At 70.3% G+C, this 19956-nt stretch carries 22 protein-coding genes (1 of these 22 cut by a window edge); 6 read left to right on the forward strand and 16 right to left on the reverse strand.

Annotated elements, in window-relative coordinates; genetic code table 11:
• Positions 1 to 733, forward strand: the 3' portion of a protein-coding gene (gene purC / locus M6G65_RS20710; protein WP_250102820.1) for a phosphoribosylaminoimidazolesuccinocarboxamide synthase. It extends 62 nt beyond the left edge of the window; the window shows 733 of its 795 coding nt (coding positions 63–795); its start codon lies beyond the left edge, outside the window; its stop codon occupies positions 731 to 733.
• 6 nt (positions 734 to 739) lie between these two features.
• Here purC and M6G65_RS20715 read toward each other — a convergent pair whose 3' ends face one another.
• The 4 genes from M6G65_RS20715 to M6G65_RS20730 all read right to left on the reverse strand — a co-directional run bounded on the left by M6G65_RS20715 (position 740) and on the right by M6G65_RS20730 (position 5631).
• Positions 740 to 2335 (reverse strand): glycosyltransferase, encoded by a 1596-nt coding sequence (locus tag M6G65_RS20715; RefSeq protein ID WP_250102821.1) that lies wholly within the window; start codon positions 2333 to 2335, stop codon positions 740 to 742.
• Positions 2332 to 4401 (reverse strand): glycosyltransferase family 2 protein, encoded by a 2070-nt coding sequence (locus M6G65_RS20720; protein WP_250102822.1) that lies wholly within the window; start codon positions 4399 to 4401, stop codon positions 2332 to 2334. Before M6G65_RS20720 ends, M6G65_RS20715 begins: the two co-directional genes overlap by 4 nt.
• Positions 4376 to 5008 (reverse strand): hypothetical protein, encoded by a 633-nt coding sequence (locus tag M6G65_RS20725; RefSeq protein WP_238196319.1) that lies wholly within the window; start codon positions 5006 to 5008, stop codon positions 4376 to 4378. The genes M6G65_RS20720 and M6G65_RS20725 overlap by 26 nt, the downstream gene beginning before the upstream one ends.
• Before the next feature lie 80 nt (positions 5009 to 5088).
• Entirely contained in the window at positions 5089 to 5631 is a 543-nt protein-coding gene (locus tag M6G65_RS20730) for an invasion associated locus B family protein (RefSeq protein ID WP_238196318.1), read from the reverse strand.
• Positions 5632 to 5820: 189 nt separating this feature from the next.
• On the opposite strand from M6G65_RS20730, the gene M6G65_RS20735 reads away from it, so the two are divergent.
• Positions 5821 to 6195, forward strand: a complete 375-nt coding sequence (locus M6G65_RS20735) for a hypothetical protein (protein WP_238196333.1) — start codon at positions 5821 to 5823, stop codon at positions 6193 to 6195.
• A gap of 41 nt (positions 6196 to 6236) precedes the next feature.
• Here the strand turns inward: M6G65_RS20735 and M6G65_RS20740 are convergent, their stop codons facing one another.
• The 3 genes from M6G65_RS20740 to M6G65_RS20750 form a co-directional block, all read right to left on the reverse strand.
• A complete protein-coding gene (locus M6G65_RS20740; protein WP_238196317.1) occupies positions 6237 to 6971 on the reverse strand; it encodes a M48 family metallopeptidase in 735 nt (244 codons plus the stop codon).
• A gap of 112 nt (positions 6972 to 7083) precedes the next feature.
• Complete coding sequence (locus tag M6G65_RS20745; protein WP_373323743.1) at positions 7084 to 7632, reverse strand: A24 family peptidase; 549 nt, start codon at positions 7630 to 7632, stop codon at positions 7084 to 7086.
• A 197-nt stretch (positions 7633 to 7829) separates the two neighbouring features.
• Entirely contained in the window at positions 7830 to 7994 is a 165-nt protein-coding gene (locus M6G65_RS20750) for a Flp family type IVb pilin (RefSeq protein ID WP_192711496.1), read from the reverse strand.
• Between the two features lie 300 nt (positions 7995 to 8294).
• Here M6G65_RS20750 and M6G65_RS20755 point away from each other — a divergent pair, with 300 nt between their 5' ends.
• Positions 8295 to 8789, forward strand: a complete 495-nt coding sequence (locus tag M6G65_RS20755) for a pilus assembly protein N-terminal domain-containing protein (RefSeq protein WP_250102823.1) — start codon at positions 8295 to 8297, stop codon at positions 8787 to 8789.
• 112 nt (positions 8790 to 8901) lie between these two features.
• A complete protein-coding gene (locus tag M6G65_RS20760) occupies positions 8902 to 9549 on the forward strand; it encodes an RraA family protein (RefSeq protein ID WP_238196316.1) in 648 nt (215 codons plus the stop codon).
• Here the strand turns inward: M6G65_RS20760 and M6G65_RS20765 are convergent.
• On the reverse strand, positions 9525 to 10442 hold the full coding sequence (locus M6G65_RS20765) for a LysR family transcriptional regulator (protein WP_238196315.1): 918 nt from the start codon (positions 10440 to 10442) through the stop codon (positions 9525 to 9527). The genes M6G65_RS20760 and M6G65_RS20765 overlap by 25 nt on opposite strands.
• 125 nt (positions 10443 to 10567) lie before the next feature.
• Between M6G65_RS20765 and M6G65_RS20770 the strand changes: the two genes are divergently transcribed.
• Together M6G65_RS20770 and M6G65_RS20775 are read left to right on the forward strand one after the other, a co-directional pair.
• Positions 10568 to 11731, forward strand: a complete 1164-nt coding sequence (locus M6G65_RS20770) for a mandelate racemase/muconate lactonizing enzyme family protein (RefSeq protein ID WP_250102824.1) — start codon at positions 10568 to 10570, stop codon at positions 11729 to 11731.
• Positions 11732 to 11786: 55 nt separating this feature from the next.
• Positions 11787 to 12461, forward strand: coding sequence for a metallophosphoesterase family protein (locus M6G65_RS20775; RefSeq protein WP_250104269.1), 675 nt, complete (start codon positions 11787 to 11789; stop codon positions 12459 to 12461).
• A gap of 125 nt (positions 12462 to 12586) precedes the next feature.
• Here M6G65_RS20775 and M6G65_RS20780 read toward each other — a convergent pair whose 3' ends face one another.
• From M6G65_RS20780 to hemA, 8 genes are all read right to left on the reverse strand, one after another.
• Entirely contained in the window at positions 12587 to 12970 is a 384-nt protein-coding gene (locus tag M6G65_RS20780; protein WP_238196313.1) for a DUF423 domain-containing protein, read from the reverse strand.
• Positions 12967 to 13620: a ribosome biogenesis GTP-binding protein YihA/YsxC gene (gene yihA, locus M6G65_RS20785; protein ID WP_238196312.1), complete on the reverse strand. Its 654-nt coding sequence runs from the start codon at positions 13618 to 13620 to the stop codon at positions 12967 to 12969. Before yihA ends, M6G65_RS20780 begins: the two co-directional genes overlap by 4 nt.
• Positions 13621 to 13633: 13 nt before the next feature.
• Positions 13634 to 15493, reverse strand: coding sequence for a membrane protein insertase YidC (gene yidC / locus M6G65_RS20790; RefSeq protein ID WP_238196311.1), 1860 nt, complete (start codon positions 15491 to 15493; stop codon positions 13634 to 13636).
• Positions 15483 to 16088 carry a ribonuclease P protein component gene (rnpA, locus tag M6G65_RS20795; RefSeq protein WP_238196310.1) on the reverse strand — a complete coding sequence of 202 codons (606 nt, stop codon included), beginning with the start codon at positions 16086 to 16088 and terminating at the stop codon, positions 15483 to 15485. Before rnpA ends, yidC begins: the two co-directional genes overlap by 11 nt.
• A gap of 78 nt (positions 16089 to 16166) precedes the next feature.
• A complete protein-coding gene (rpmH, locus tag M6G65_RS20800) occupies positions 16167 to 16301 on the reverse strand; it encodes a 50S ribosomal protein L34 (protein WP_039893469.1) in 135 nt (44 codons plus the stop codon).
• Positions 16302 to 16470: 169 nt separating this feature from the next.
• Positions 16471 to 17016, reverse strand: a complete 546-nt coding sequence (locus tag M6G65_RS20805; RefSeq protein ID WP_238196309.1) for an adenine phosphoribosyltransferase — start codon at positions 17014 to 17016, stop codon at positions 16471 to 16473.
• Between the two features lie 304 nt (positions 17017 to 17320).
• Positions 17321 to 18118 carry an inositol monophosphatase family protein gene (locus M6G65_RS20810; RefSeq protein ID WP_192711507.1) on the reverse strand — a complete coding sequence of 266 codons (798 nt, stop codon included), beginning with the start codon at positions 18116 to 18118 and terminating at the stop codon, positions 17321 to 17323.
• 307 nt (positions 18119 to 18425) lie between these two features.
• Entirely contained in the window at positions 18426 to 19697 is a 1272-nt protein-coding gene (hemA, locus tag M6G65_RS20815) for a 5-aminolevulinate synthase (RefSeq protein ID WP_430929579.1), read from the reverse strand.
• Positions 19698 to 19956: the final 259 nt, after the last annotated feature.

A 19956-nucleotide genomic window follows, 5' to 3' on the forward strand; every position in this document is an offset into this window, starting at 1 on the left:
GGCGAAGGTCCTCTACGAGGGGCCGGAGCCCGGCACGCTCATCCAGCACTTCAAGGACGACGCGACGGCCTTCAACGCGAAGAAGCACGAGGTCATCGACGGCAAGGGCGTGCTGAACAACCGGATCTCCGAGTTCGTCTTCCAGCACCTCAACGACATCGGCGTGCCGACGCACTTCATCCGCCGGCTGAACATGCGCGAGCAGCTGATCCGCGAGGTCGAGATCATTCCCCTCGAGGTCGTCGTGCGCAACGTCGCGGCCGGGTCGCTGGCCACGCGGCTGGGCCTGGAGGAAGGCACCCAGCTGCCGCGCTCGATCATCGAGTTCTACTACAAGAACGATGCGCTGAACGACCCGATGGTGTCGGAGGAGCACATCACCGCCTTCGGCTGGGCCACGCCGCAGGAGATCGGCGACATCATGGCGCTGGCGATCCGCGTCAACGACTTCCTGTCGGGCCTCTTCCTCGGCGTCGGCATCCGCCTCGCCGACTTCAAGATGGAGACCGGTCGCCTCTGGGAAGGCGACATGATGCGCATCGTGGTCGCCGACGAGATCTCCCCGGATTCCTGCCGCCTGTGGGACATTAAGTCCTCCGACAAGCTCGACAAGGACCGGTTCCGCAAGGATCTCGGCGGCCTGATCGAGGCCTACACCGAGGTCGCCAAGCGGCTCGGCATCATGTCGGAGAACGAGAAGGTGCAGGGCGGCGGCCCGCGCCTGGTCCAGTAGGCGCGCTCAGGCGGCCGGGCGGCGCAGGAGCGCCGGGCGGGCCTCCGGAAAGCCCGGCCGCAGGCGGGCATGGGTCGAGAGGTCCGGGTCGAAGCCCGGATGATAATGGGGGTCCTGCACCAGCAGCGGCCCCCATCGCGTTTTCAGCGCCGCGATCTCGCGGGCGTGGCGGGCGCGGGCCTCCGGAGTCCAGCGGCGGCTCGCCGCCTCGCGGTGATGCAGGACCGCCTCGGGGACCAGCAGCGTGCGAAAGCCGGCCGCGTTGAGGCGCAGGCACAGATCGACGTCGTTGAAATCGACGGCGAAGACCGCCTCGCCGAAGCCACCGACCGCCCGGAACTTGTCCGCCGCGACGACCAGGCAGGCGGCCGTCACTGCCGAGACCGCGTGCGTGACGCGCAACGCCGCGAGATAGCCGGGGGCGTCGCCTGGGAAGTGGCGGTGGCCATGGGTGACGAGGCCGCCGGTGCCGAGCACGATGCCGCCGTGCTGGATCCGGCCTTCGCCGTCGAGGAGCTTGGCGCCCACCGCCCCCACATCCGGGCGAAGGGCTTCCCGGGCCATGAGCGTGAGCCAGTCGGGCCGGAACGCCTCGACGTCGTTGTTGACGAACACCAGCAGGTGGCCGCGGGCGCGGGCCGCGGCGGCGTTGTTCATGGCGGCGAAGTTGAACGGCCCGGGACAGGGCACGACGTGCCCCAGCCCCTCGTCTTCCAGGGCGTGCAGATAGGCCAGGGTTTCCGGCTCACGGCTGTCGTTGTCACAGACCAGGATCTCGAGACGGGGCCAGTCGGTGCAGCGCCGCAGGCTGTCGAGACAGGGGCGGAGCAGGTCGAGGCGGTCGCGGGTCGGGACGATGACGCTGGCGAGCGGTCGCGGATCGGGGAGCGGGCTCAGCACCTGCACCAGCCCGTCCGACCCGAATGCGACGCGGGTTTCGGCGCGGCCGGTCCGGTCGAGATGACCGCGCGCCACCGCGTCATGGAAACTCTGGGGCCCCTCCCCTACCGCGCGCCGGACCGAGAGGACCTCCGGAAGGTGACCGACCGCGCTGGAGCCGAACCGCTCCGCGATGCGGAACGCCGCATCGGCGGGACTGACAGGTTCGACCTCCGGATCGAAAGCAGTGCTCCGATAGGCCAGGACCGGTCCGAGATAGTCGAAGGCCGCCAGCCGGTCGGCATCGAAGACCGGCGGCAGCAGCGGCAGGACCGGTCCACCGGGCCGATCCTGGATGAGCGCGTCGCCGTAGATGGCTTGAACGTCCGGATGGGCGGCGAACATAGCTTCGATGCGGTCGGGGGCACCGGCGACGAGCTGGCCGTCGCCGATCAGGCGGAAGGCGCGGCTCAGGTCCTCGGATGCGGGCCGAAAGCGGTGCAGCAAGCGCGGCGGGAGCGCGAGCCGGTGATCGATCCCGACGAGCGAGGCGAGACTCTGACGGGCGCGCAGGCGCTTGCCCGTCAACCGGGCCGCCGCGATCGCGGCGGCGGCCCGCGGCCGGCTCAGGAGGATGCGCAGCGCGGCGGCCAGCCGGCGCCAGGATCGGCGGGGAGATCCGAGACGCAGATTGCCGCCGGAGCTCGGGCGCTCCGGCCTCATTCCAGATCCTCGCCGAAGGTCGTGAGCGACAGGGCGGGATGGTAGAACGGATCGTGGCGGATCACGGCACGCCAGCGCTCGGAGAACCGGGCTGCCTCCTGCTCGAAACGCGCGCGCTTCGCGCCGACGGAGGGTCCGCGGCTGACCGATTCGAGATGGGCGAGGGTCGCGTCCGGCGTCCAGACCGTCTTCCAGCCGGCGGCGCCGAGGCGCAGGCAGAAATCGACGTCGTTGAAGTCGACCGGGAAGGCCTCGGCGTCGAAGCCGTTCACCGCCAGATACTTCTCCCGCGCGACGGCGAGGCAGGCGGCCGTCACGGCGGACACCTCGTGGGCGACCCGCAGGCGCCCGAGATGGCCCGGCGTGTCGCCCGGACGGCGGCGCAGGATGTGACCGGCGCGGCCGCCGAGGCCGACGACGACGCCGGCATGCTGCAGGGTGCCGTCGCCGTAGAGGAGCTTCGAGCCCACGGCGCCGACCTCGGGCCGGCAGGCCAGCCGGACCATCGCCTCCAGCCAGCCGGGCTCGAGCACCGCCACGTCGTTGTTGAGCAGCACGATCACCGCGCCCGAGGCCTCGGCGACGCCGGCATTGACCATGGCGGCGAAGTTGAAGGGCTGCGGATCGATGCGGATGCGCACGCGCGGATCGGCGCGCAGGGTCTCGTAATGGGCCAGCACGGCGGGATCGGTCGAACCGTTGTCGGCGATGATCAGCTCCAGGGACGGATAGGCCGTCTCGTGCAGGACGCCGCGGCAGACCCGCGTGATCAGGTCGAGCCCGTCGCGCGAGGGGATCACGACGCTGACCTTCGGTGCCGGATCCGGCAGGGGCCAGTCCAGGCGGACGGCGCCGTCGCGGAAAGCGGCACGAATGGGTGAGCTCTGGCTCTTCAGTCGAGCCCCGAGCGCCTCCGCCCGGGCGGCCGGATCGAGGAGGTCATCCACGGTGCGGGCGAGGACACGCGGAACATGCGCCGCGCGCGCCGACGTCGCGGCGAGATCGATGGCCAGGGCGAACTGCGCCATCGGGCCGACCGGCCCCGGCCCCGATGCGGCGAGAAACGCGCGTGACAGGAGAAGAGGCCGCCCTGGATAGCCCGTCGCCAGGGCGAGATCCGGGCTCCAGTCCGGCTTCAGGTGCGGTGTCCCGTCGGGGCCGACGGCGTCGCCGTAGGCGAGATCCGCTTGGGGAAGGGCCTGCGCCAGCAGCGCCAGGGCGTCGGGAGCCGGAATGTCGCCCGCCCGCAGCAGGCACAGGGCCTCGGCGCCAGCGATCAGGTCGTCCGCGGACGCGCCCGCGTCCCAGCGTCGATGGAGGGCTCGCGGATCCGGCGTCTCGGGACCGTCCCCATCCCAGGCGACGCAGAGAGCCTGCGCGGGGTGCGTCTGCGCGAGAAGCGCGTCGAGCGTGGCGGATAAGGCCGCCGTCTCGCCGGGCCGCGCCAGGACGAGGCAGCGGATCCGCAAACCGGTGACGGGGAGTTGCGCCGGTCGGGCCCGTGCCGCGAGCCAGGACGGAAACTGCGCCATCGGCGTCACCGCGCAGGCGCCGCGCAGCGTGTCGCGATAGCGCCGCTCGGATCCCCGTGCGCCCTCGTAGAGGGCACCGAGGAAGCGCCAGGGCCGGCGCACGAGACATTGGGCGAGGACCCCGATCTCGCGCCGCGATCCGACCCGTTCCAGAACGAAGTCGGGTGCCGCGCAGAGGCGGATCTCCGTCGCATCCGACGGGATCAGGCCGAGCCAATGGGCGATGCCGGACGACGCCCCCGGGAGGACGAAGTCCTGCGGGACATTCTCGGGCCCGCGCAGGACTCGGAGGATCGGGCGAGGCTGTGCCGGCGCGGGATCGCCGCCGTAGCTTAGCACGATCCAGCCGGTGGTGCCGTCCGGCAGGACGATGCGGTGATCGAAGACCGGATCGTCGGTCGGCTCCAGGTAGAACTGCGTCTCGCGGCCAAGCCAGAGCCGGCCGCGGACGGCCGGCGCTCTCAGGGTCACGGGTGGGTGAAGGGGATCGCCGAGGCGCGCCGCGGCGTCACTGGGCAGCGTCGCCTCCGCCATCGGGGGCCGCAGCGACCGCGGGCTTGCGCCGCCGCGGCTTCGCGGCGGCCTTTCCGCCGCCGCCCTTCGCAGTGCCGACGCCCACCGCGATGTCGTAATCCGCCGTCAGGGCGACCGGGACCAGGAGCTCGTCGGCAACGATGGTGGCGAAGCCTTGGGCCTCGCCGGGTCCGACGGTCACGCTGGCGCGCTCGACGCGGCTCGTCACGACCTTGCCTTCGTGGCGGATCTGGAACGTCACCGGCACGTCGAAGCGGCCGGGTGCGCCCGCCGGGCCGAGCAGTACGTTCACCTCCACCCCGGCCTTCACGGTGATCGAGCCATCCTGGCGCCGCGTGCATTCGCGGGCGAGGCGGCCGAGAGAGAACTGGGTGCGCACCGCCTCCCCCGCGAGGGTTCGGGAGGCCGCGCCGCCCTCGGCGACCTCGACGGGCGGGCAATAGGCCGGATCGAGGCTCTCAGCCTGTGACGGCGGCACCGTGGTGCCGCCGAACTTGAACAGGTTGGAAAAGACGTTGCCCTCCTCGGACTTGGCCGGGACCGCGACCAGCACAGAGGCCAGCAGAAGGCTGCCGAAGCCGAGTGGGGCGACCGAGCGGGAGATCAACGTGTTCCGCGGCGTCTTCGCGGAAAGCTTCAGAGAGATGTGCCGATATCTCAACATCGCGCGCCTCCCGGCCGGCATCGTCATTTCAGGCTGTCGAACCCGGCCGCGAAGCCTTTCATCGAGAGCGGGATGCCGACGCCTTCTTCGGGCGTCTGGAACACGATGAAGGTGGCCTGCGAACCGTTCTTGAACTGGCGGATCAGCCCGTCGTCCATCACGACCTCGGCGACGCAGCCGGTGGTCAGGCAGCGGACGAACCCGGCCCGGCCGATATCCGTCTGGTCGATCTTCAGGCCGAGGCCCGAGGGCAGCAGGACGCCGAGCGGCGCGACCACGCGCAGGAGATAGCCCCGGTTGTCCGCCGTCTTCAGCACGATCACCACGAGGGTCAGGTTCGGGCGATCCTCGGCGGCCAGATACTGCACCAGGGCGCATTGCTCGGCCTTGGCGCCGGCCGGCGTCTCGCAGCGCAGCTGCCAGTCCTCGAAGGTCTTGCGCACCATGCCCTGGGCGGCCGCGGGCCCCGCGGGGGCAAGCGCTGCCGCGACGAGGGCGAGGAAGACCGGCAGCGCGACGCGCCGGGCAGCGCGCCGGAAACGAACGAGCCTCGCGTGAAGCGGCACCGACGATCCCTTCGGAACGCTCCGGCCGAGGACCGGCGGGAGCCGTACAATCGGGCGTGTTCCGACCATGGCCGGACCCGCGCTGTCAAGCGATGCGGGCGCGGTGTTGCGCTTCGACGCTATCCGGGCGGGCTGTCCCGGCCTAGATAAATCCCCGTCAGTCCTCCAGCGCCGGATCCTGAACCCGTGATGCGCCTGCTCGCCCTCTCGGCCGCCTGCCTGATGGCCACCCTCGCGCAGGCCGGGGCCCAGTCCCTGCCGGTCGACGAGACCACCTATGTCGAGCGCTCGCTCAACCGCAGCGACACGCTGGTGGTCGAGCATCCGCCGGTCGCAGCGAACCCGTACGGCCGCCGCAACGGCCAGGCGGCGATCGCCGGCTTCTGCCGGGACGGCGGCGTGATCCGCCGGCGCGACGCGTTCGGCAACCCGGTGATCATCCGCCAGCGCGAGGTCTGCGACAGCGTCGCCCCGCGCACGCTCATGCCCGGCGAGGTCGATCCGCGGCCGGCATGGCCGGCCGATGTCGTGGTCCGCCAGCGCGTGCTGCGCGCCAAAGGCTGACGACGGGCTGACGCTATCCTGATGACGGCCCGTCCGGCCGCTCAGCCGTAACGGTGAAGGCTGCTGCCGTTGCGCTTGAGCCAGGCTTCGGCGGCCTCCACGTTCGGGCAGAGGTCGCCCAGGAGCGCCCAGAACCGCGGCGAATGGTTCATCTCGCGCAGGTGCGCCATCTCGTGGGCGACGAGGTAGTCGAGCACCATCGGCGGTGCCAGGATCAGGCGCCAGGAGAAGTTCAGTTCGCCGCGCGCCGTGCAGGACCCCCAGCGGCTGCGGGTGTCGCGCAGGGTCATGCGGGTCGGCCGCTGGCCGAGACGCGGTGCGTAGCGCTCGATCGCCTCCGCGAGGTCGCGCCGCGCTTCCCGGGCGAGGAAATCCCGGACCCGGCGCGCCACATGGGCCGGGTCGCAGGAGACCGAGATCACCGACGCGTCGTTCTCGCGCACGACGCGCACCGCGCCGCTGCGGGTGTCGCGCAGGCAGATGCGGTGCGCCTCGCCGCGCAGGGGCACCTCGGCCCCCGGCTCGAAGAGCACGCGCGCGGGCACGCGCGCGAGCCGCGCGGCGATCCAGCCCGCATGGCTCGCGGCGAAACGCTGCGCGGTGTTCACGGCGGTCCGGCTGGGCAGGGTGATCACCACCTCGCCGGTGGCGGCCGAGACCCGGAGGGTGATGCGGCGCGCGGTCGGGCGCCGACGGAGCGCAATGTGAAGGCTCGCTCCCTCGTGCTCAACCTCGAGGTGTTCCGGATCGGGGCGACGCAGCAGCGCGAGGGGCATGCTCGACTTTTATCCGGGCGGAGACCGCGGCTCCAGATCCCGAGCCGAGGAATTCACGCGGCGGAGCGGTGCAGGCGGGGAACGAGCGCTCGTCCGGCGACGTCCCGTCGCGTCAGCCCGCCAGCGCCCGGGTCCACACCTCGGTCTCGGGCAGCACGAGCAGGGCGGCGGCCGCGAGGGCAATGCCGTAGGGAATGCCGGTCTTGGCATCGTGCAGATGCAGGGCGAACGGCATGCGGGCGATCCGGCCGGGCAGCGGGTGCGACCGCGCGAACAGGATGCCCAGGGTCAGGGCTCCCCCGAAGACCGACGCGACGAGGAGATAGTCGCCGAGACCGTCGAAGCCGAGCCACAGGGCGGTGGCGGCCGCCAGCTTGGCATCGCCGCCGCCGATAATTCCGAAGGCGAAGAGCGTGAAGGTCGCCACGAGCACGGCCGCGCCGGCGCCGAGATGGAAGCCGATCTCGGTCCAGCTCATCGGCCCCGTCAGGGCCAAGACCGCGAAACCGGCGACGAGGGCGAGCGAGATGCGGTTCGGGATCAGCATCGTGAGCAGGTCGCTCGCCGCGGCATAGGCCATCAGAAACGGGAACAGCACCAGCAATCCGAAGCCGGCGAGGCCGAGACCCGGGATCCCCGAAACCGCCACGGAACTTGCCATGCCTGCGCCGACCATCGCGGGACCAACCTTGACGTTGCTTGCTGCGGAGGATCGATCCAACGGGGCCGGGCCCAGCCTGCCCCCGCGCACTCAGACCTGGACCAACGGCCGCGCCGGCCGGTCGAGACATCCCCGTCTGTCCATTGACAGCCAGGGAGTCTCAGACCTGCCGCAGATCGTGGCCGTCGAGGTCGCGATCAGTTCATGTTCGTGGAGATCTGGTTGAACTTGTTGCCGAGGTTGTTACCCAGGGTCTTCAGCGCGGCGATGATGACGACCGCGATCAGGGCGGCGATCATGCCGTACTCAATGGCGGTGGCGCCGGACTCGTCCGAAGCGAAGCGCGAGAACAGGGTCTTCATGAGGAGAGATCCTTCGATCAACACAGTGCGACTAAAAGCTTGCGCGATGACCGATGAAGAGTTTTCAGGTCTCGATCGGCGGCCTGCACAGACTGCCAATTACGCCTTGAAAATCGGTTAAATCGATTGCGCATGGGTCGATTAGGCCGACCGAGTGCGAGCTTGGTGAAGGTTGGGTTTCCCTGATGCCCCGCGCGCCGGACTTCCGGTCTTGCTTAGCGCTTCCTTCACCGGTGCCCCGTAGTGTCACGCGATGAGGCGGCGTCTCGGACCCCGCCGGCCCTTTCCCGAGGACTTTCGATGCGCCGCACTCTGTCGCATGCGGGCCGAACCGGCCTCATTCTCTGCCTGATGGCGGGCGCCGCCGCGGCCGCCGGCCAGCCCGATCCCCTGCCGGTGGTGACCATCCTGGTGGACAATGCCAAGGTCATCCGCCTGCCCGAGAAGACGTCGACGGTCATCGTCGGCAATCCGATCATCGCGGAAGTCACGCCGCAGAAGAACGGCGTCCTCGTGCTGACCGGCAAGAGCTTCGGATCGGCGAACCTGATCGCCCTCGACAATGCTGGGGCGATGATCGCCGAGACTACGATCCGGGTCGAGGCGTCGCGGGATTCGACAATCACGGTCCAGCGCGGGCTCGAGCGGGAATCCCTGTCCTGCACGCCGAATTGCCAGCCCTCGGTTCAGCTCGGCGATTCCGCCAACTTCTTCGGGGCGACCAGCGGCCAGGCCGATGCTCGCCGCAAGCTCGCAACGAGCGGCGGCGGGGCGGTACCAGCCGCCGATCACTGACGGGCCAGGATTTCGATCGCGACACCGAGCTCGTCCTGAGGCAGGATCACCGGGTCTTCTTGTGACCCGTCCTGGTCCCGACGGCCGTGGCGGCAGGAATATGTCGGGGCCGATGACCGCCATCTCACGCAATCCGCCGCCGCCTTCCGTCGATCCCGCGCTGCTCGCGGCCTTCGACGGCGTTCCGACCGCGACCATCAGCGATTGCCTCGACCGGATGCCGGTCCTCGCGGGCCTGCGCGCCTTCCACGGACGCGCGCGGCTCGCCGGCACGGCCTTCACGGTGCGCGTCCGGGCGGGCGACAACCTCGCCATCCATCAGGCGCTGGAGGAGGTCCGTCGCGGCGACGTGATCGTGGTCGACGGCGGCGGCGACACGAGCCGGGCGCTCGTGGGCGACATCATGAAGGCGATCGCCGAGAGCCGCGGCGTGGCGGGCTTCGTGGTCGACGGCGCCGTGCGCGACACCGAATCCTTCGCCGACGGCGCTTTCCCCTGCTACGCCCGGGCCGCTACCCCGCGCGGCCCGTTCAAGACCGGACCCGGCGCGCTCAACGTGCCCGTCTGCGTCGGCGGCTGGACGGTCAATCCGGGCGACGTGGTGATCGGCGACGCGGACGGCGTCGTCACCTTCCCGCCCGCCCTCGCGCCGACGCTGCGCGAAGCCGTGCGCGCCCAGGCCGCCCGCGAGGCGGAGGTCCTCGCGCAGATCCGGGCCGGACGGTACGACGGGCGCTACGCCCGGGTCGCGAAGGACTGAGCTCCGTCGGGGCCGCCGACGAGCCGCTGCCACAGCGCGTCGGCGGCGACGGTCCGGCTCTCGGGCGCGCGGAACAGGCGGATCTCGACCGGCACGTCCAGGCTGTCGGGCCCGGCCCTGACGAGGTGGCCCTGCTCCAGGGCGGCCTCGGCGAGCGTCAGCGGCAGCCACGCGACGCCGTAGCCCTCGCGGGCCATGGTCATGAGCGTCGCCGCGAGGTGCGAGGTGAAGACCGCCTCCCGGTCGCCCGCGATGCCGGTCGCCGCCAGGATGCGGCCGAGGCCTGAGGCGCTTCCATAGGCGAGATGGCGTGCCGGACGGCCCGGCGCAGCAAGCGGCCAGAGCGGTGCGCCGCCGTCGGTCGGCGCGCAGAGCGGGACGAGGCTGTCCGCGCCGACGCGGACGGATTCGAACCGCCCGTCGTCGAGTCGGGTCTGGGCATCGGCGCGATAGTGGCAGAGAAGAAACTGCACCTCGCCGGCCAGCATGATCGCCTCGCAGGCCTCCATGCTGTCCGAGATCAGGTTCAATGCGCCGAGCGCCTCGAACTGCACGCAGCCCCGGATCCAGCCGGGGAAGAAGGTGAAGGACAGGGCGTGCGTGGCGGCGATGGCGAGGCTTGCCCCGGCGCGGTCGCCGGCCGCCCGGGCCTCCCGGCGGGCCCGCTCCAGGCCGCGGATCAGATCCTCCGCCTTCGGGCGGAACCGGTCACCGGCGCGCGTCAGGACGGCGCCCTGTGCGCCCCGAAGGAACAGGGGCGTCCCGATCCAATCCTCCAGGGCGCGGATCCGCCGGCTGAAGGCCGGCTGCGTCACGTGCCGGGCCTCCGCGGCCCGCGAGAAGGTCCGGTGCTCGGCGAGCGCCAGAAAATGGCTCATCCAGTCCAGGTCCATGCGGGACTCCCTGGTGGTGCCGCACGGCCGATGCCGGCCGCGCATCGCGCGACCCGGAATCGGCATTGGCCTCCCGGCCGCCACCAGGGTTAGAGCGCGATTACCGCCCCTGCCAGGAGAGAGCCATGCGCATCGTCGACGTCCGCGAGGTCACCAAGCCGATCGCCTCGCCGATCCGCAACGCCTACATCGACTTCTCGAAGATGACCACGAGCCTCGTGGCGGTGGTGACCGACGTGGTCCAGGACGGGCGTCGCGTCGTCGGCTACGGCTTCAACTCCAACGGCCGCTACGGCCAGGGCGGCCTGATCCGCGAACGCTTTCGCGATCGGCTCCTGGAGGCCGATCCGGCGAGCCTCCTGACCGATATGGGCGACAACCTCGATCCGCACCGGATCTGGGCCGCGATGATGCGCAACGAGAAGCCCGGCGGCCATGGCGAGCGCTCGGTGGCGGTGGGCACCCTCGACATGGCGATCTGGGACGCGGCGGCCAAGATCGCCGGGAAGCCGCTGTTCCGGATGCTCGCGGAGCGGAACGGCGTCGCGGCCAACCCTCGCGTCTTCGTCTACGCGGCGGGCGGCTACTACTATCCCGGCAAGGACGATTCCGCCCTGCGGGCCGAGATGCGCGGCTACCTGGACCGCGGCTACAATGTCGTGAAGATGAAGATCGGCGGCGCGTCGGTCGGCGAGGACCGGCGCCGGATCGAGGCGGTGCTCGCCGAGATCGAGGGCCGAGGCCGCCTCGCGGTGGACGCCAACGGCCGCTTCGACCTCGAGACCGCCATCGCGTATGCCCGGATGCTCCGGGACTATCCGCTGTTCTGGTACGAGGAGGCGGGCGACCCCCTCGACTACGCGCTCCAGGCGGCGCTCGCGCCCTACTATCCCGGGTCGATGGCCACCGGCGAGAACCTGTTCTCGCACCAGGATGCGCGTAATCTCCTGCGCTACGGAAACATGCGGCCCGACCGTGACTGGCTGCAATTCGACTGCGCCCTGTCGTACGGGCTGGTGGAGTACCTGCGCACCCTCGACGTGCTGGCCGAGTTCGGCTGGTCACCGTCCCGCTGCATCCCGCATGGCGGGCACCAGATGTCGCTCAACATTGCGGCCGGCCTCGGACTCGGCGGCAACGAGAGCTATCCGGACCTGTTCCAGCCCTATGGCGGCTTCCCGGACGGAGTCCGCGTCGAGGACGGCCACATCACCATGCCGGAGCTGCCGGGCATCGGCTTCGAGGGCAAGGCGGACCTGATCGCGGTGATGCGCGCCCTGGCTGAGTAGCCCGCCGGTCCGGGGCGGTCTTGCGGAGCGCGGCGCTGCGATGGACGATGGCGCCATGGATTCCGGCCCCCTCACCTACGCAATCGGCGACGTCCACGGCTGCGCCGCCCTCCTCGACGCCTTGCTGAAGCGGATCGGCGACCACGCCGGCGGCCGCGCGCACCGGCTGGTCTTTCTCGGGGACTACATCGACCGCGGCCCGGACAGCGCCGCGGTGATCCGCACCGTCAGCCGCCTGAACTGGGCCGAGCCCGAGCGCGTCGTCTGCCTGATGGGCAACCACGAGCGGATGCTGCTCGACGCCCTGCAGACGCCCCAGGCGGCGGAGCACTGGCTCTACAACGGCGGGGAAGCGACGCTCGCCGCCTTCGGTGCGCGGGAGGTCGGCGATCTGCCGCGCGACACCCTCGACTGGCTCGAGGGCCTGCCGACCCTGCACGAGGACGAAGCGCGCTGGTATGTGCATGCCGGCTTCCGGCCCGGCGCCGAGATCCCGGATCCGGACGATCACAACCGCCTCTGGATCCGCGAGCCGTTCCTGGACGGTGACCACGATTTCGGCCGCCACGTGGTCCACGGTCACTCGCCGCAGCGAAACGGGCGTCCCGAGATCCGCCGGTTCCGAACGAACCTCGACACCGCCGCGGTCTATGGCGGGGCGCTTACCGCGGGGGTCTTTTCCGACACGCAGGGGCCACCGGTGAAATTCCTGCAGGTTCGGGCCGGCTGAGGCGCAACGTCCTTGCGGGCGGAGCGAGGCAATCCAGCCGGCGCCGCGCTGATCGATGTCCCGCTGCCCTGGATTGCTTCGCCGCGCTCGCAAAGACAGCGGCGCTCACGTCGCGAGCCGGACTGTCAGGCCCCACGCCGCGCCGGCACGAGCGCGCCCAGGATCCCGACGAGCCAGCCGCCCATCAGCGCGAAGCCGCCGATGGGTGCCGCCATCGGGAAGAGCGGGTGCTGGAGCCACGTGCGCACCGCGAGGTCACCGCAGAACAGGATCAGCCCGAGGATCAGCAGCCCCGCCGCGACGCGGGCGAGACCGGCCCGGGCGAGACTCGCCGCCCCGAAGCCGACCAGTGCCAGGATGGCGGGGGCGTGGAACAGCAGGAACTGCGCCGCCGTCTTCAGCGAATCCGCCCCGGGGATATGCGCGGCTGCCGCGCTCAGCGCGACCCCGAGCAGGCCGGCAAGGCAGGCGAGCGCCGCCAGAGCGCGGTCCAGGCCTGAGAGCCTCACGCGCCGCGCTCCACCAGAAGCTTGGCGATGGCCGCCCGCAGCTCCGGCACGCCGGAATCGTCGCGGCTCGAGGTCAGGATCACCTGCGGATACGCGGCCGGACGCTTGGCGAGCCCCGCCTCGATCCCGGCGATACGGCTCGCGACCTCGCCCTTCTTGAGGGAATCGCCCTTGGTCAGCACGACCTGATAGCTCACCGCGGCCTTGTCGAGGCCGTCGAGCACGTCGGTGTCGATCGACTTGAAGCCGTGTCGGGCGTCGATGAGCATGAACACCCGGGCGAGGCTGGCGCGGCCCTTGAGGTAGGAATGGATCAGGCGGGTCCAGGCCTCGACCTTCGCCTTCTCGACGGCCGCGTAGCCGTAGCCGGGCATGTCGACCAGCGACAGGCGCTCGCCGATCCGGAAGAAGTTGAGCTGCTGCGTCCGCCCCGGCGTGTGCGAGGTCCGCGCCAGGGTGTTCCGCCCGGTCAGTGCGTTGATCAGGCTCGACTTGCCGACATTCGAGCGGCCCGCGAAGGCGATCTCGACGCCCTCCATGGGTGGCAGGCGGTCGAGGGTCTGGGCGGCCGCGTAGAAATCGGCGGCGCCTGCGAACAGGAGGCGGCCGGCCTCGAGGAGGTCGGCCGCGTCGTCGTTGGTCTCGGTCACGGTGTCTCGCCCGTCAGCTCTTGGTGGCGGCCGCCTTCGTGCCGTTGCCGCGCCGGAACGTGGTCCGCAGGTTGTCCCACAGTTCCACCTTCACACCGTTGCGGCGCATGATGACGTATTGCTGGATCACCGACAGGGTGTTGTTCCAGGCCCAGTAGATCACGAGGCCGGCCGGGAACGAGCCGAGCATGAAGGTGAACACGATCGGCATGAAGGTGAAGATCTGCGCCTGGACCGGGTCCGGCGGCGCGGGATTCATCTTCATCTGCACGAACATGGTCACGCCCATGATCAGCGGCCAGACGCCCAGGTGGACGAAGTCGGGCGCCGGGAAGGGCAGCAGGCCGAACAGGTTAACGATGCTCGTCGGATCCGGCGCCGCGAGGTCGTGGATCCAGCCGAAGAACGGCGCGTGGCGCATCTCGATGGTGATGAACAGCACCTTGTAGAGCGCGAAGAAGACCGGGATCTGGATCAGAACCGGCCAGCAGCCGGCGACCGGATTGATCTTCTCCTTCTTGTACAGCTCCATCGTGGCCTGCTGCGCCTTCAGGCGATCATCCTTGTAGCGCTCGCGGATGGCGGCCATCTCGGGCTGCACGGCCTTCATCTTGGCCATGGAGACGTAGGACCGGTTCGCGATCGGCAGGAACAGCAGCTTCAGGCAGAAGGTCACCACCAGGATCGAGACGCCGAAATTGCCGAACAGGTGGTAGAAAAAGTCCAGCGCCCGGAACATCGGCTTGGTGATGAAGAAGAACCAGCCCCAGTCGATCATCAGATCGAAGTGCTTGATGCCGAGGTCCTTCTCGTAGTTGTTGATCAGGTTGACTTCCTTGGCGCCCGCGAACAGCCGCTGCGTCGCGGTCGCCGAGGCGCCCGCCGCCAGGTTCACGGCGTCGCCACGCACGCTCGCCTGGTAGACGTTGGTGGTGCCGTCGGTCCGGTCGGTGAAGGCGCCGGTATAGGGCGTGTCCTGATCGGGGATCGCGGCCGCCGCCCAGTACTTGTCGGTGATGCCCACGAAGCCGCCGGTCACGCCGGTCCAGGCCCGGCCCTTGGTGTTGGCGCCGCCATAGGCGCCCTCCTTGGCGAGCTTGTCGTAGGTGAATTCCTGGAGACCGTCGTTGCCGAGGTAGCCGATCATGCCCTCGTGCAGGACGTAGTAGCCCTGGGTGTGCGGCTTACCCCAGCGGGAGACGAGGCTGTACGGGTAGAGCGTGATCGGTCCCGAACCCTTGTTCTCGACCTCGTCGCGGACCGTGAACATGAACTTGTCGTCGACGGCGAAGATCCGCTTGAACACGAGGCCGGCGCCGTTGTCCCAGGTCAGGGTCACGGGCATGCCGGGCGAGAGCGTCTTGCCGTCGCTGGTCCAGAGGGTGTCGTTGTTGGGCAGCGGCCCGGCATTGGCGCCGACCCAGCCGAACTCGGCGTAGTAGGGCGTCTCGCTGCCGGCCGGCGAGAACAGCACGATCTCGGGGCTCTTGGGATCGACGGTCTCGTGGTAGTTCTTGAGCGACACGTCGTCGACGCGGCCGCCCTTCAGGGCGATCGAGCCGGAGAGCGCCGGGGTCTCGATCCGGATGCGCGGCGAGCGGGCGAGCGCCGCCTCGCGGGAGACCGGGCCTCCCTGCGCGGTCGGCAGGGTGCCGGGCGCGGGTGCGGCCGGGCCGCCCTCCTTCGGCGACGGCGAAGGCACGCCGTCCGGGGTCACGCCCGGGGGCTGCTGCTGTTGCTGCGCGGCCTTGTTCTGCGCCTCGATCAGCCGCTGCTGCTCCATGCGCGGGCCAGCCACGAAGTACTGCCACCCCAGCAGCACCAGCAGCGACAGGCCGATGGCCACGAACATGTTCGTCTTGTCATTGCCCATCAGGGACACCGCCGCACGCGTTCGGAGTGGCATCAGGACCGGCGCCGGCCCCGGGGGACCTGTGCGCGCCGGTGATTCGGGGATCTCTGTCGCACCCCTGCGACGGGCCGATGTCGGCTTCGCCGAGAGGCGCGGCCTGCGCGGAGGCGCGGTCCGCATCGCGCGGGAGAGATGCTGTCTGAGGTGTGGTCTTGGACCGACGGCCGCCAGAGCGATGGGGGGACCGATCGCCGCGGGGCGCCGCCGGGCGGGTCACGGCCGGGATCGCGCGCCGCAGGTCCTCGGCCAGGGCCTCGAAGGAGGCGTCCAGCGCCGGGCGCCGGGCGATCAGCACGATGTCGGCCGGCAGGCCAGCGAGCTCGCCCGGCAGTTCGGCCGCGACCAGCCCGACGGCCGCGCGCAGGCGGCGCCGGATGCGATTGCGCTCCGTCGCGTGGCCGACACGCTTCGTGATGGTGAAGCCGAGACGGAGTCCGGGGCAGGCCTCCGGGTTTCGGAGACGCCCCTGCGCGGTCATGCGCTCGGTGTGGAAGCGACGCCCCTCGGCCGCCGCCAGGAAGTCGGGTCGTTTCTTGAGCCGCTCGATCGTCGCCATCGATGGTTCGATCCCGGCCGATACCACTTGCCTCGTGGCGCGGGGCCTGACGGCGGCCGCGCCCGCGAGGATCCGGCTTCAGGCCGACAGCTTCTTGCGGCCGTGGGCGCGGCGACGCGCGATCACCTTGCGGCCGCCGGCGGTGGCCATGCGCGCACGGAAGCCGTGACGGCGCTTACGGACGAGCTTGCTCGGCTGGTAGGTTCTCTTCATGGCTCAGAGCCTTCAAAGGTCGAGGCGCGCTCGCGGGCGGCTGACGCCGCACCCGACCTTCACGCGTCCTTGGTTGTCTGCAAACACGAAGGGCGCCCATGCGGGGCGCCACGTCGCGAGTGGCGGGCTTATGGCGGATGGACCCCGCGAAGTCAACGTTTCGCCGGTCTCAATGGCCCTCGAACTGCATCAGGGCGCGCACCTCGACGCCCATGTCGCGCAGGCGCTGCGCCCCGCCGATCTCGGGCAGATCGATGACGAAGCACGCGGCCACGATCTCGGCCCCGATCTTCTGGAGCAGGTTCACGGCCGCGGTCGCGGTGCCGCCGGTGGCGATCAGGTCGTCGACCAGCAGCACCTTGTCGCCGGGCCTGACCGCGTCGACGTGGATCTCGATCTCGTCGGTGCCGTATTCGAGGGCGTAGGCCATCGACACGGTCTTGTGGGGCAGCTTGCCCTTCTTGCGGATTGGCACGAAGCCGCACGAGAGCTGATGGGCGATAGCCCCGCCCAGGATGAAGCCCCGCGCCTCGATGCCGGCCACCTGATGGATCTGGCCGCCGGCGTAAGGGTGCACCAGCGCGTCCACCGCCCGCCGAAAGGCGCGCGGGTCGCTGAGGAGCGTGGTGATGTCGCGGAAGATGATCCCGGGCTTCGGGTAGTCGGGAATCGAGCGAACCGATTCCTTCAGCGCGACGTGGCGGCGGGCTTCCATGCGTTCGGCCTTCCGTGGAGACGAGCGGGCTTAAAGCAGAAGGTTGCGGTGCTGACCAGCTTCCGGCGGCTCAGGCCAAGCCGATGAAGCTGGGCTAACCAGACTTGGCTGCACCTTGGATCGACAACTCCGTCATTCCAGGGCGCCGCAGGCGAGCCCGGAATCCAGAGCCGCCGACAGCGCTATGCTGGACACACGGTGTGGATCTGGATTCCGGGTCCTGCTGCGCAGTCCCGGAATGACGGCGGGGTTGCTACACGCCGGCAGCACGCCGAAGCGTTGAACCGCGTTCGCGGTCCTGGGCTCAGGCCGCCTGGACCTTCTTGAGGATGGCGACGAGCTCCCGGTGCAGCCCCTCGTTGCCGGCGGCGACCGACCGAGGCGCCAGCGGCTCGGCCGCGCCGTCCGCCGAGCTCACGAAGCCGCCCGCCTCGCGCACCAGAATCACGCCGGCGGCGAAATCGTAGGTCTGGAGGTCGCGCTCCCAGTAGGCGTCGAGGCGCCCGCAGGCGACGTAAGCCATGTCGAGGGCCGCCGAACCCATCCGGCGCGTGCCGCCGGCAACCGCCATCACGGCGCCGAGCTCGCGCAGGAGGCGCGGATGGCTGCCGCGGCCGAGATAGGGCGTGCCGTACCCGACCAGCGCGTCGGCCATGTCCTGGCGTCCGGAGACGCGCAGGCGCCGGTTGTTGAGGTAGGCGCCCTTGCCGCGCTCGGCGACGAACAGCTCGTCCTTGATCGGGTCGAAGATCACGCCGGCCACGATCTGGCCTTCGCGCTCCAGGCCGACGGAGACCGCGAAATGCGGCACGCCGTGCAGGAAGTTCGACGTGCCGTCGAGGGGATCGACGTGCCAGGTGTGGCTCTTGTCGGTGCCCTCGATGATCCCGTTCTCCTCGAGCACGAGGCTGTAGCCCGGACGCGCCTTCATCAGGGCGTCGCGCAGCACCTCCTCGGCCTTGCGGTCGGCCGCGGAGACGAAGTCGCCCGGACCTTTGCGCGAGACCTGCAGGTTCTCGACCTCGCCGTAGTCGCGGCGCAGGCCGCGCGCGGCCTTGCGCACGGCATCGACCATGACGGTCATGAGGGGTGAGGAGATCATCTTTTCGAGACTTTTCGCGAGGACGGGTTGGCGCAGTCGTTACAGGCCGGCGCCGAAAAAGACGAGATGGGGGCGGGGGATGGGCTGGGTGCCAGCCTGAACGAGCCTTACCGGCTGAACGGCGAGGCGCGGGTCCCCCTCTCCCCGGCAGGAGAGGGACAGGGTGACGGATCAGGTCTCGCAGGAAGAAACGCACCCTTCAGCGCGTCGAGAGCCTGCCCCATTCCGAAGCCAATCATCCCTCACCAGACCCTCTCCCGCGCGGGAGAGGGGGTCGGTCGCGCTCTGTCAGCTGCGTCGAAAACTTCTACTCCGCCGCCTCGGCGACGAACACCGTCCCGGCCCGCGGCAGGTCCAGCGCCTCCCAGGTTTCCGTCAACGCCGCGGCCAGGCGCGCGATGTGCTCCGCGTCGTGGAACGGCGACGGCGTGATCCGCAGGCGCTCGGTGCCGCGCGGCACCGTCGGGTAGTTGATCGGCTGGATGTAGATGGCGTGGTGCTCCAGCAGGTGGTCGGCCGCCGCCTTGCACAACTCGGCGTCGCCGACCATCACCGGCACGATGTGGGTCTCGGTCTCCAGGACCGGCAGGCCCGCCGCGCTCAAGGCCGCCTTGGTGGCCGCCGCCTGGCGCTGATGCGCCTCCCGCTCGGCACTCGAGCGCTTGAGATACCGCACCGACGCCCGGGCCGCCGCCGCCACGGCAGGCGGAAGGGCCGTCGTGAAGATGAAGCCCGGCGCGAAGCTGCGCACCGCGTCGCAGATCGCCGCCGAGGCGGTGATGTAGCCGCCGACGCAGCCGAAGCCCTTGGCCAGCGTCCCCTCGATCACGTCGACCCGGTGCATCACGCCGTCGCGCTCAGCGATGCCGCCGCCGCGCGGGCCGTAGAGGCCGACGGCGTGGACCTCGTCCAGGTAGGTCATCGCCCCGTAGCGGTCGGCGAGGTCGCAGATCTTGCCGATCGGCGCCACGTCGCCGTCCATCGAGTAGACCGACTCGAACACGATCAGCTTCGGCCGGTCGCCGGCCTCCTGAAGCAGCTCCTCCAGGTGCTGGAGATCGTTGTGGCGGAAGATCTTCTTCGCGCAGCCGGAATGGCGCACGCCCTCGATCATCGAGTTGTGGTTGAAGGCGTCCGAGAGGATGAGGCAGTCGGGGATCAGCTTGGCGATCGTCGAGATGCCGGCTTGGTTCGACACGTAGCCCGAGGTGAAGACGAGGCCCGCCTCCTTGCCGTGCAGGTCGGCGAGCTCGCGCTCCAGATCGGCGAGGGGCGAGTTGTTGCCGGCGATGTTGCGGGTGCCGCCGGCCCCGACGCCGCAGCGGGCGGCGGTGTCGGTCATGGCCGCCACGACCTCCTTGTGCTGCCCCATGCCGAGATAGTCGTTGGAGCACCACACGGTGATCTCAGTGGTCTTGCCCTCGGGCTGGCGCCACTTCGCGGTCGGGAACCGCCCGGAGATCCGCTCGATGTCGGCGAAGACGCGGTAACGGCGCTCGCCGTGCAGCTGATCCAGGGCACCGCGGAAGTAGCGCTCGTAGCCAGAACCCGCGCGCGTCGATCCCGCTGAGGCGAGCATCGTGCTGGGCATCCGGGTCACGGTCATCGAGCGTCCTTCGCGTGTTCGGCCGCGCGGGCGGCGCCGTCGAGCGCCCGGGTCCCGCGATCGAGGTCCGGCCTCGGTCAGTCCTTCGCGTGAGGGGCGCAAGATACGCGCGGATCTGGAACTGGTTCAAGGTAAGGTTCGGGCATCGCTGCGTTGCATCCGTTGAGAGGCCGGCGCGAACCCGCTAGCGTCCCCAAGGATCGTCCGGTCCGAACTTGGCTCCAGCGCCCTG

It is taken from the genome of Methylobacterium tardum (assembly GCF_023546765.1).
GTDB lineage: Bacteria > Pseudomonadota > Alphaproteobacteria > Rhizobiales > Beijerinckiaceae > Methylobacterium > Methylobacterium tardum.

Excerpts from the sequence above, each read along its gene's own strand:
- M6G65_RS20715 (WP_250102821.1), bottom strand. The coding sequence starts at position 2,335 with ATGAGGCCGGAGCGCCCGAGCTCCGGCGGCAATCTGCGTCTCGGATCT.
- M6G65_RS20720 (WP_250102822.1), bottom strand. The coding sequence starts at position 4,401 with ATGGCGGAGGCGACGCTGCCCAGTGACGCCGCGGCGCGCCTCGGCGAT.
- M6G65_RS20735 (WP_238196333.1), top strand. The coding sequence starts at position 5,821 with ATGCGCCTGCTCGCCCTCTCGGCCGCCTGCCTGATGGCCACCCTCGCG.
- M6G65_RS20740 (WP_238196317.1), bottom strand. The coding sequence starts at position 6,971 with ATGCCCCTCGCGCTGCTGCGTCGCCCCGATCCGGAACACCTCGAGGTT.
- M6G65_RS20745 (WP_373323743.1), bottom strand. The coding sequence starts at position 7,632 with ATGGCAAGTTCCGTGGCGGTTTCGGGGATCCCGGGTCTCGGCCTCGCC.
- M6G65_RS20750 (WP_192711496.1), bottom strand. The coding sequence starts at position 7,994 with ATGAAGACCCTGTTCTCGCGCTTCGCTTCGGACGAGTCCGGCGCCACC.
- M6G65_RS20755 (WP_250102823.1), top strand. The coding sequence starts at position 8,295 with ATGCGCCGCACTCTGTCGCATGCGGGCCGAACCGGCCTCATTCTCTGC.
- M6G65_RS20760 (WP_238196316.1), top strand. The coding sequence starts at position 8,902 with ATGACCGCCATCTCACGCAATCCGCCGCCGCCTTCCGTCGATCCCGCG.
- M6G65_RS20765 (WP_238196315.1), bottom strand. The coding sequence starts at position 10,442 with ATGGACCTGGACTGGATGAGCCATTTTCTGGCGCTCGCCGAGCACCGG.
- M6G65_RS20770 (WP_250102824.1), top strand. The coding sequence starts at position 10,568 with ATGCGCATCGTCGACGTCCGCGAGGTCACCAAGCCGATCGCCTCGCCG.
- M6G65_RS20775 (WP_250104269.1), top strand. The coding sequence starts at position 11,787 with ATGGATTCCGGCCCCCTCACCTACGCAATCGGCGACGTCCACGGCTGC.
- yidC (WP_238196311.1), bottom strand. The coding sequence starts at position 15,493 with ATGGGCAATGACAAGACGAACATGTTCGTGGCCATCGGCCTGTCGCTG.
- rnpA (WP_238196310.1), bottom strand. The coding sequence starts at position 16,088 with ATGGCGACGATCGAGCGGCTCAAGAAACGACCCGACTTCCTGGCGGCG.
- rpmH (WP_039893469.1), bottom strand. The coding sequence starts at position 16,301 with ATGAAGAGAACCTACCAGCCGAGCAAGCTCGTCCGTAAGCGCCGTCAC.
- M6G65_RS20805 (WP_238196309.1), bottom strand. The coding sequence starts at position 17,016 with ATGGAAGCCCGCCGCCACGTCGCGCTGAAGGAATCGGTTCGCTCGATT.
- M6G65_RS20810 (WP_192711507.1), bottom strand. The coding sequence starts at position 18,118 with ATGATCTCCTCACCCCTCATGACCGTCATGGTCGATGCCGTGCGCAAG.
- hemA (WP_430929579.1), bottom strand. The coding sequence starts at position 19,697 with ATGCTCGCCTCAGCGGGATCGACGCGCGCGGGTTCTGGCTACGAGCGC.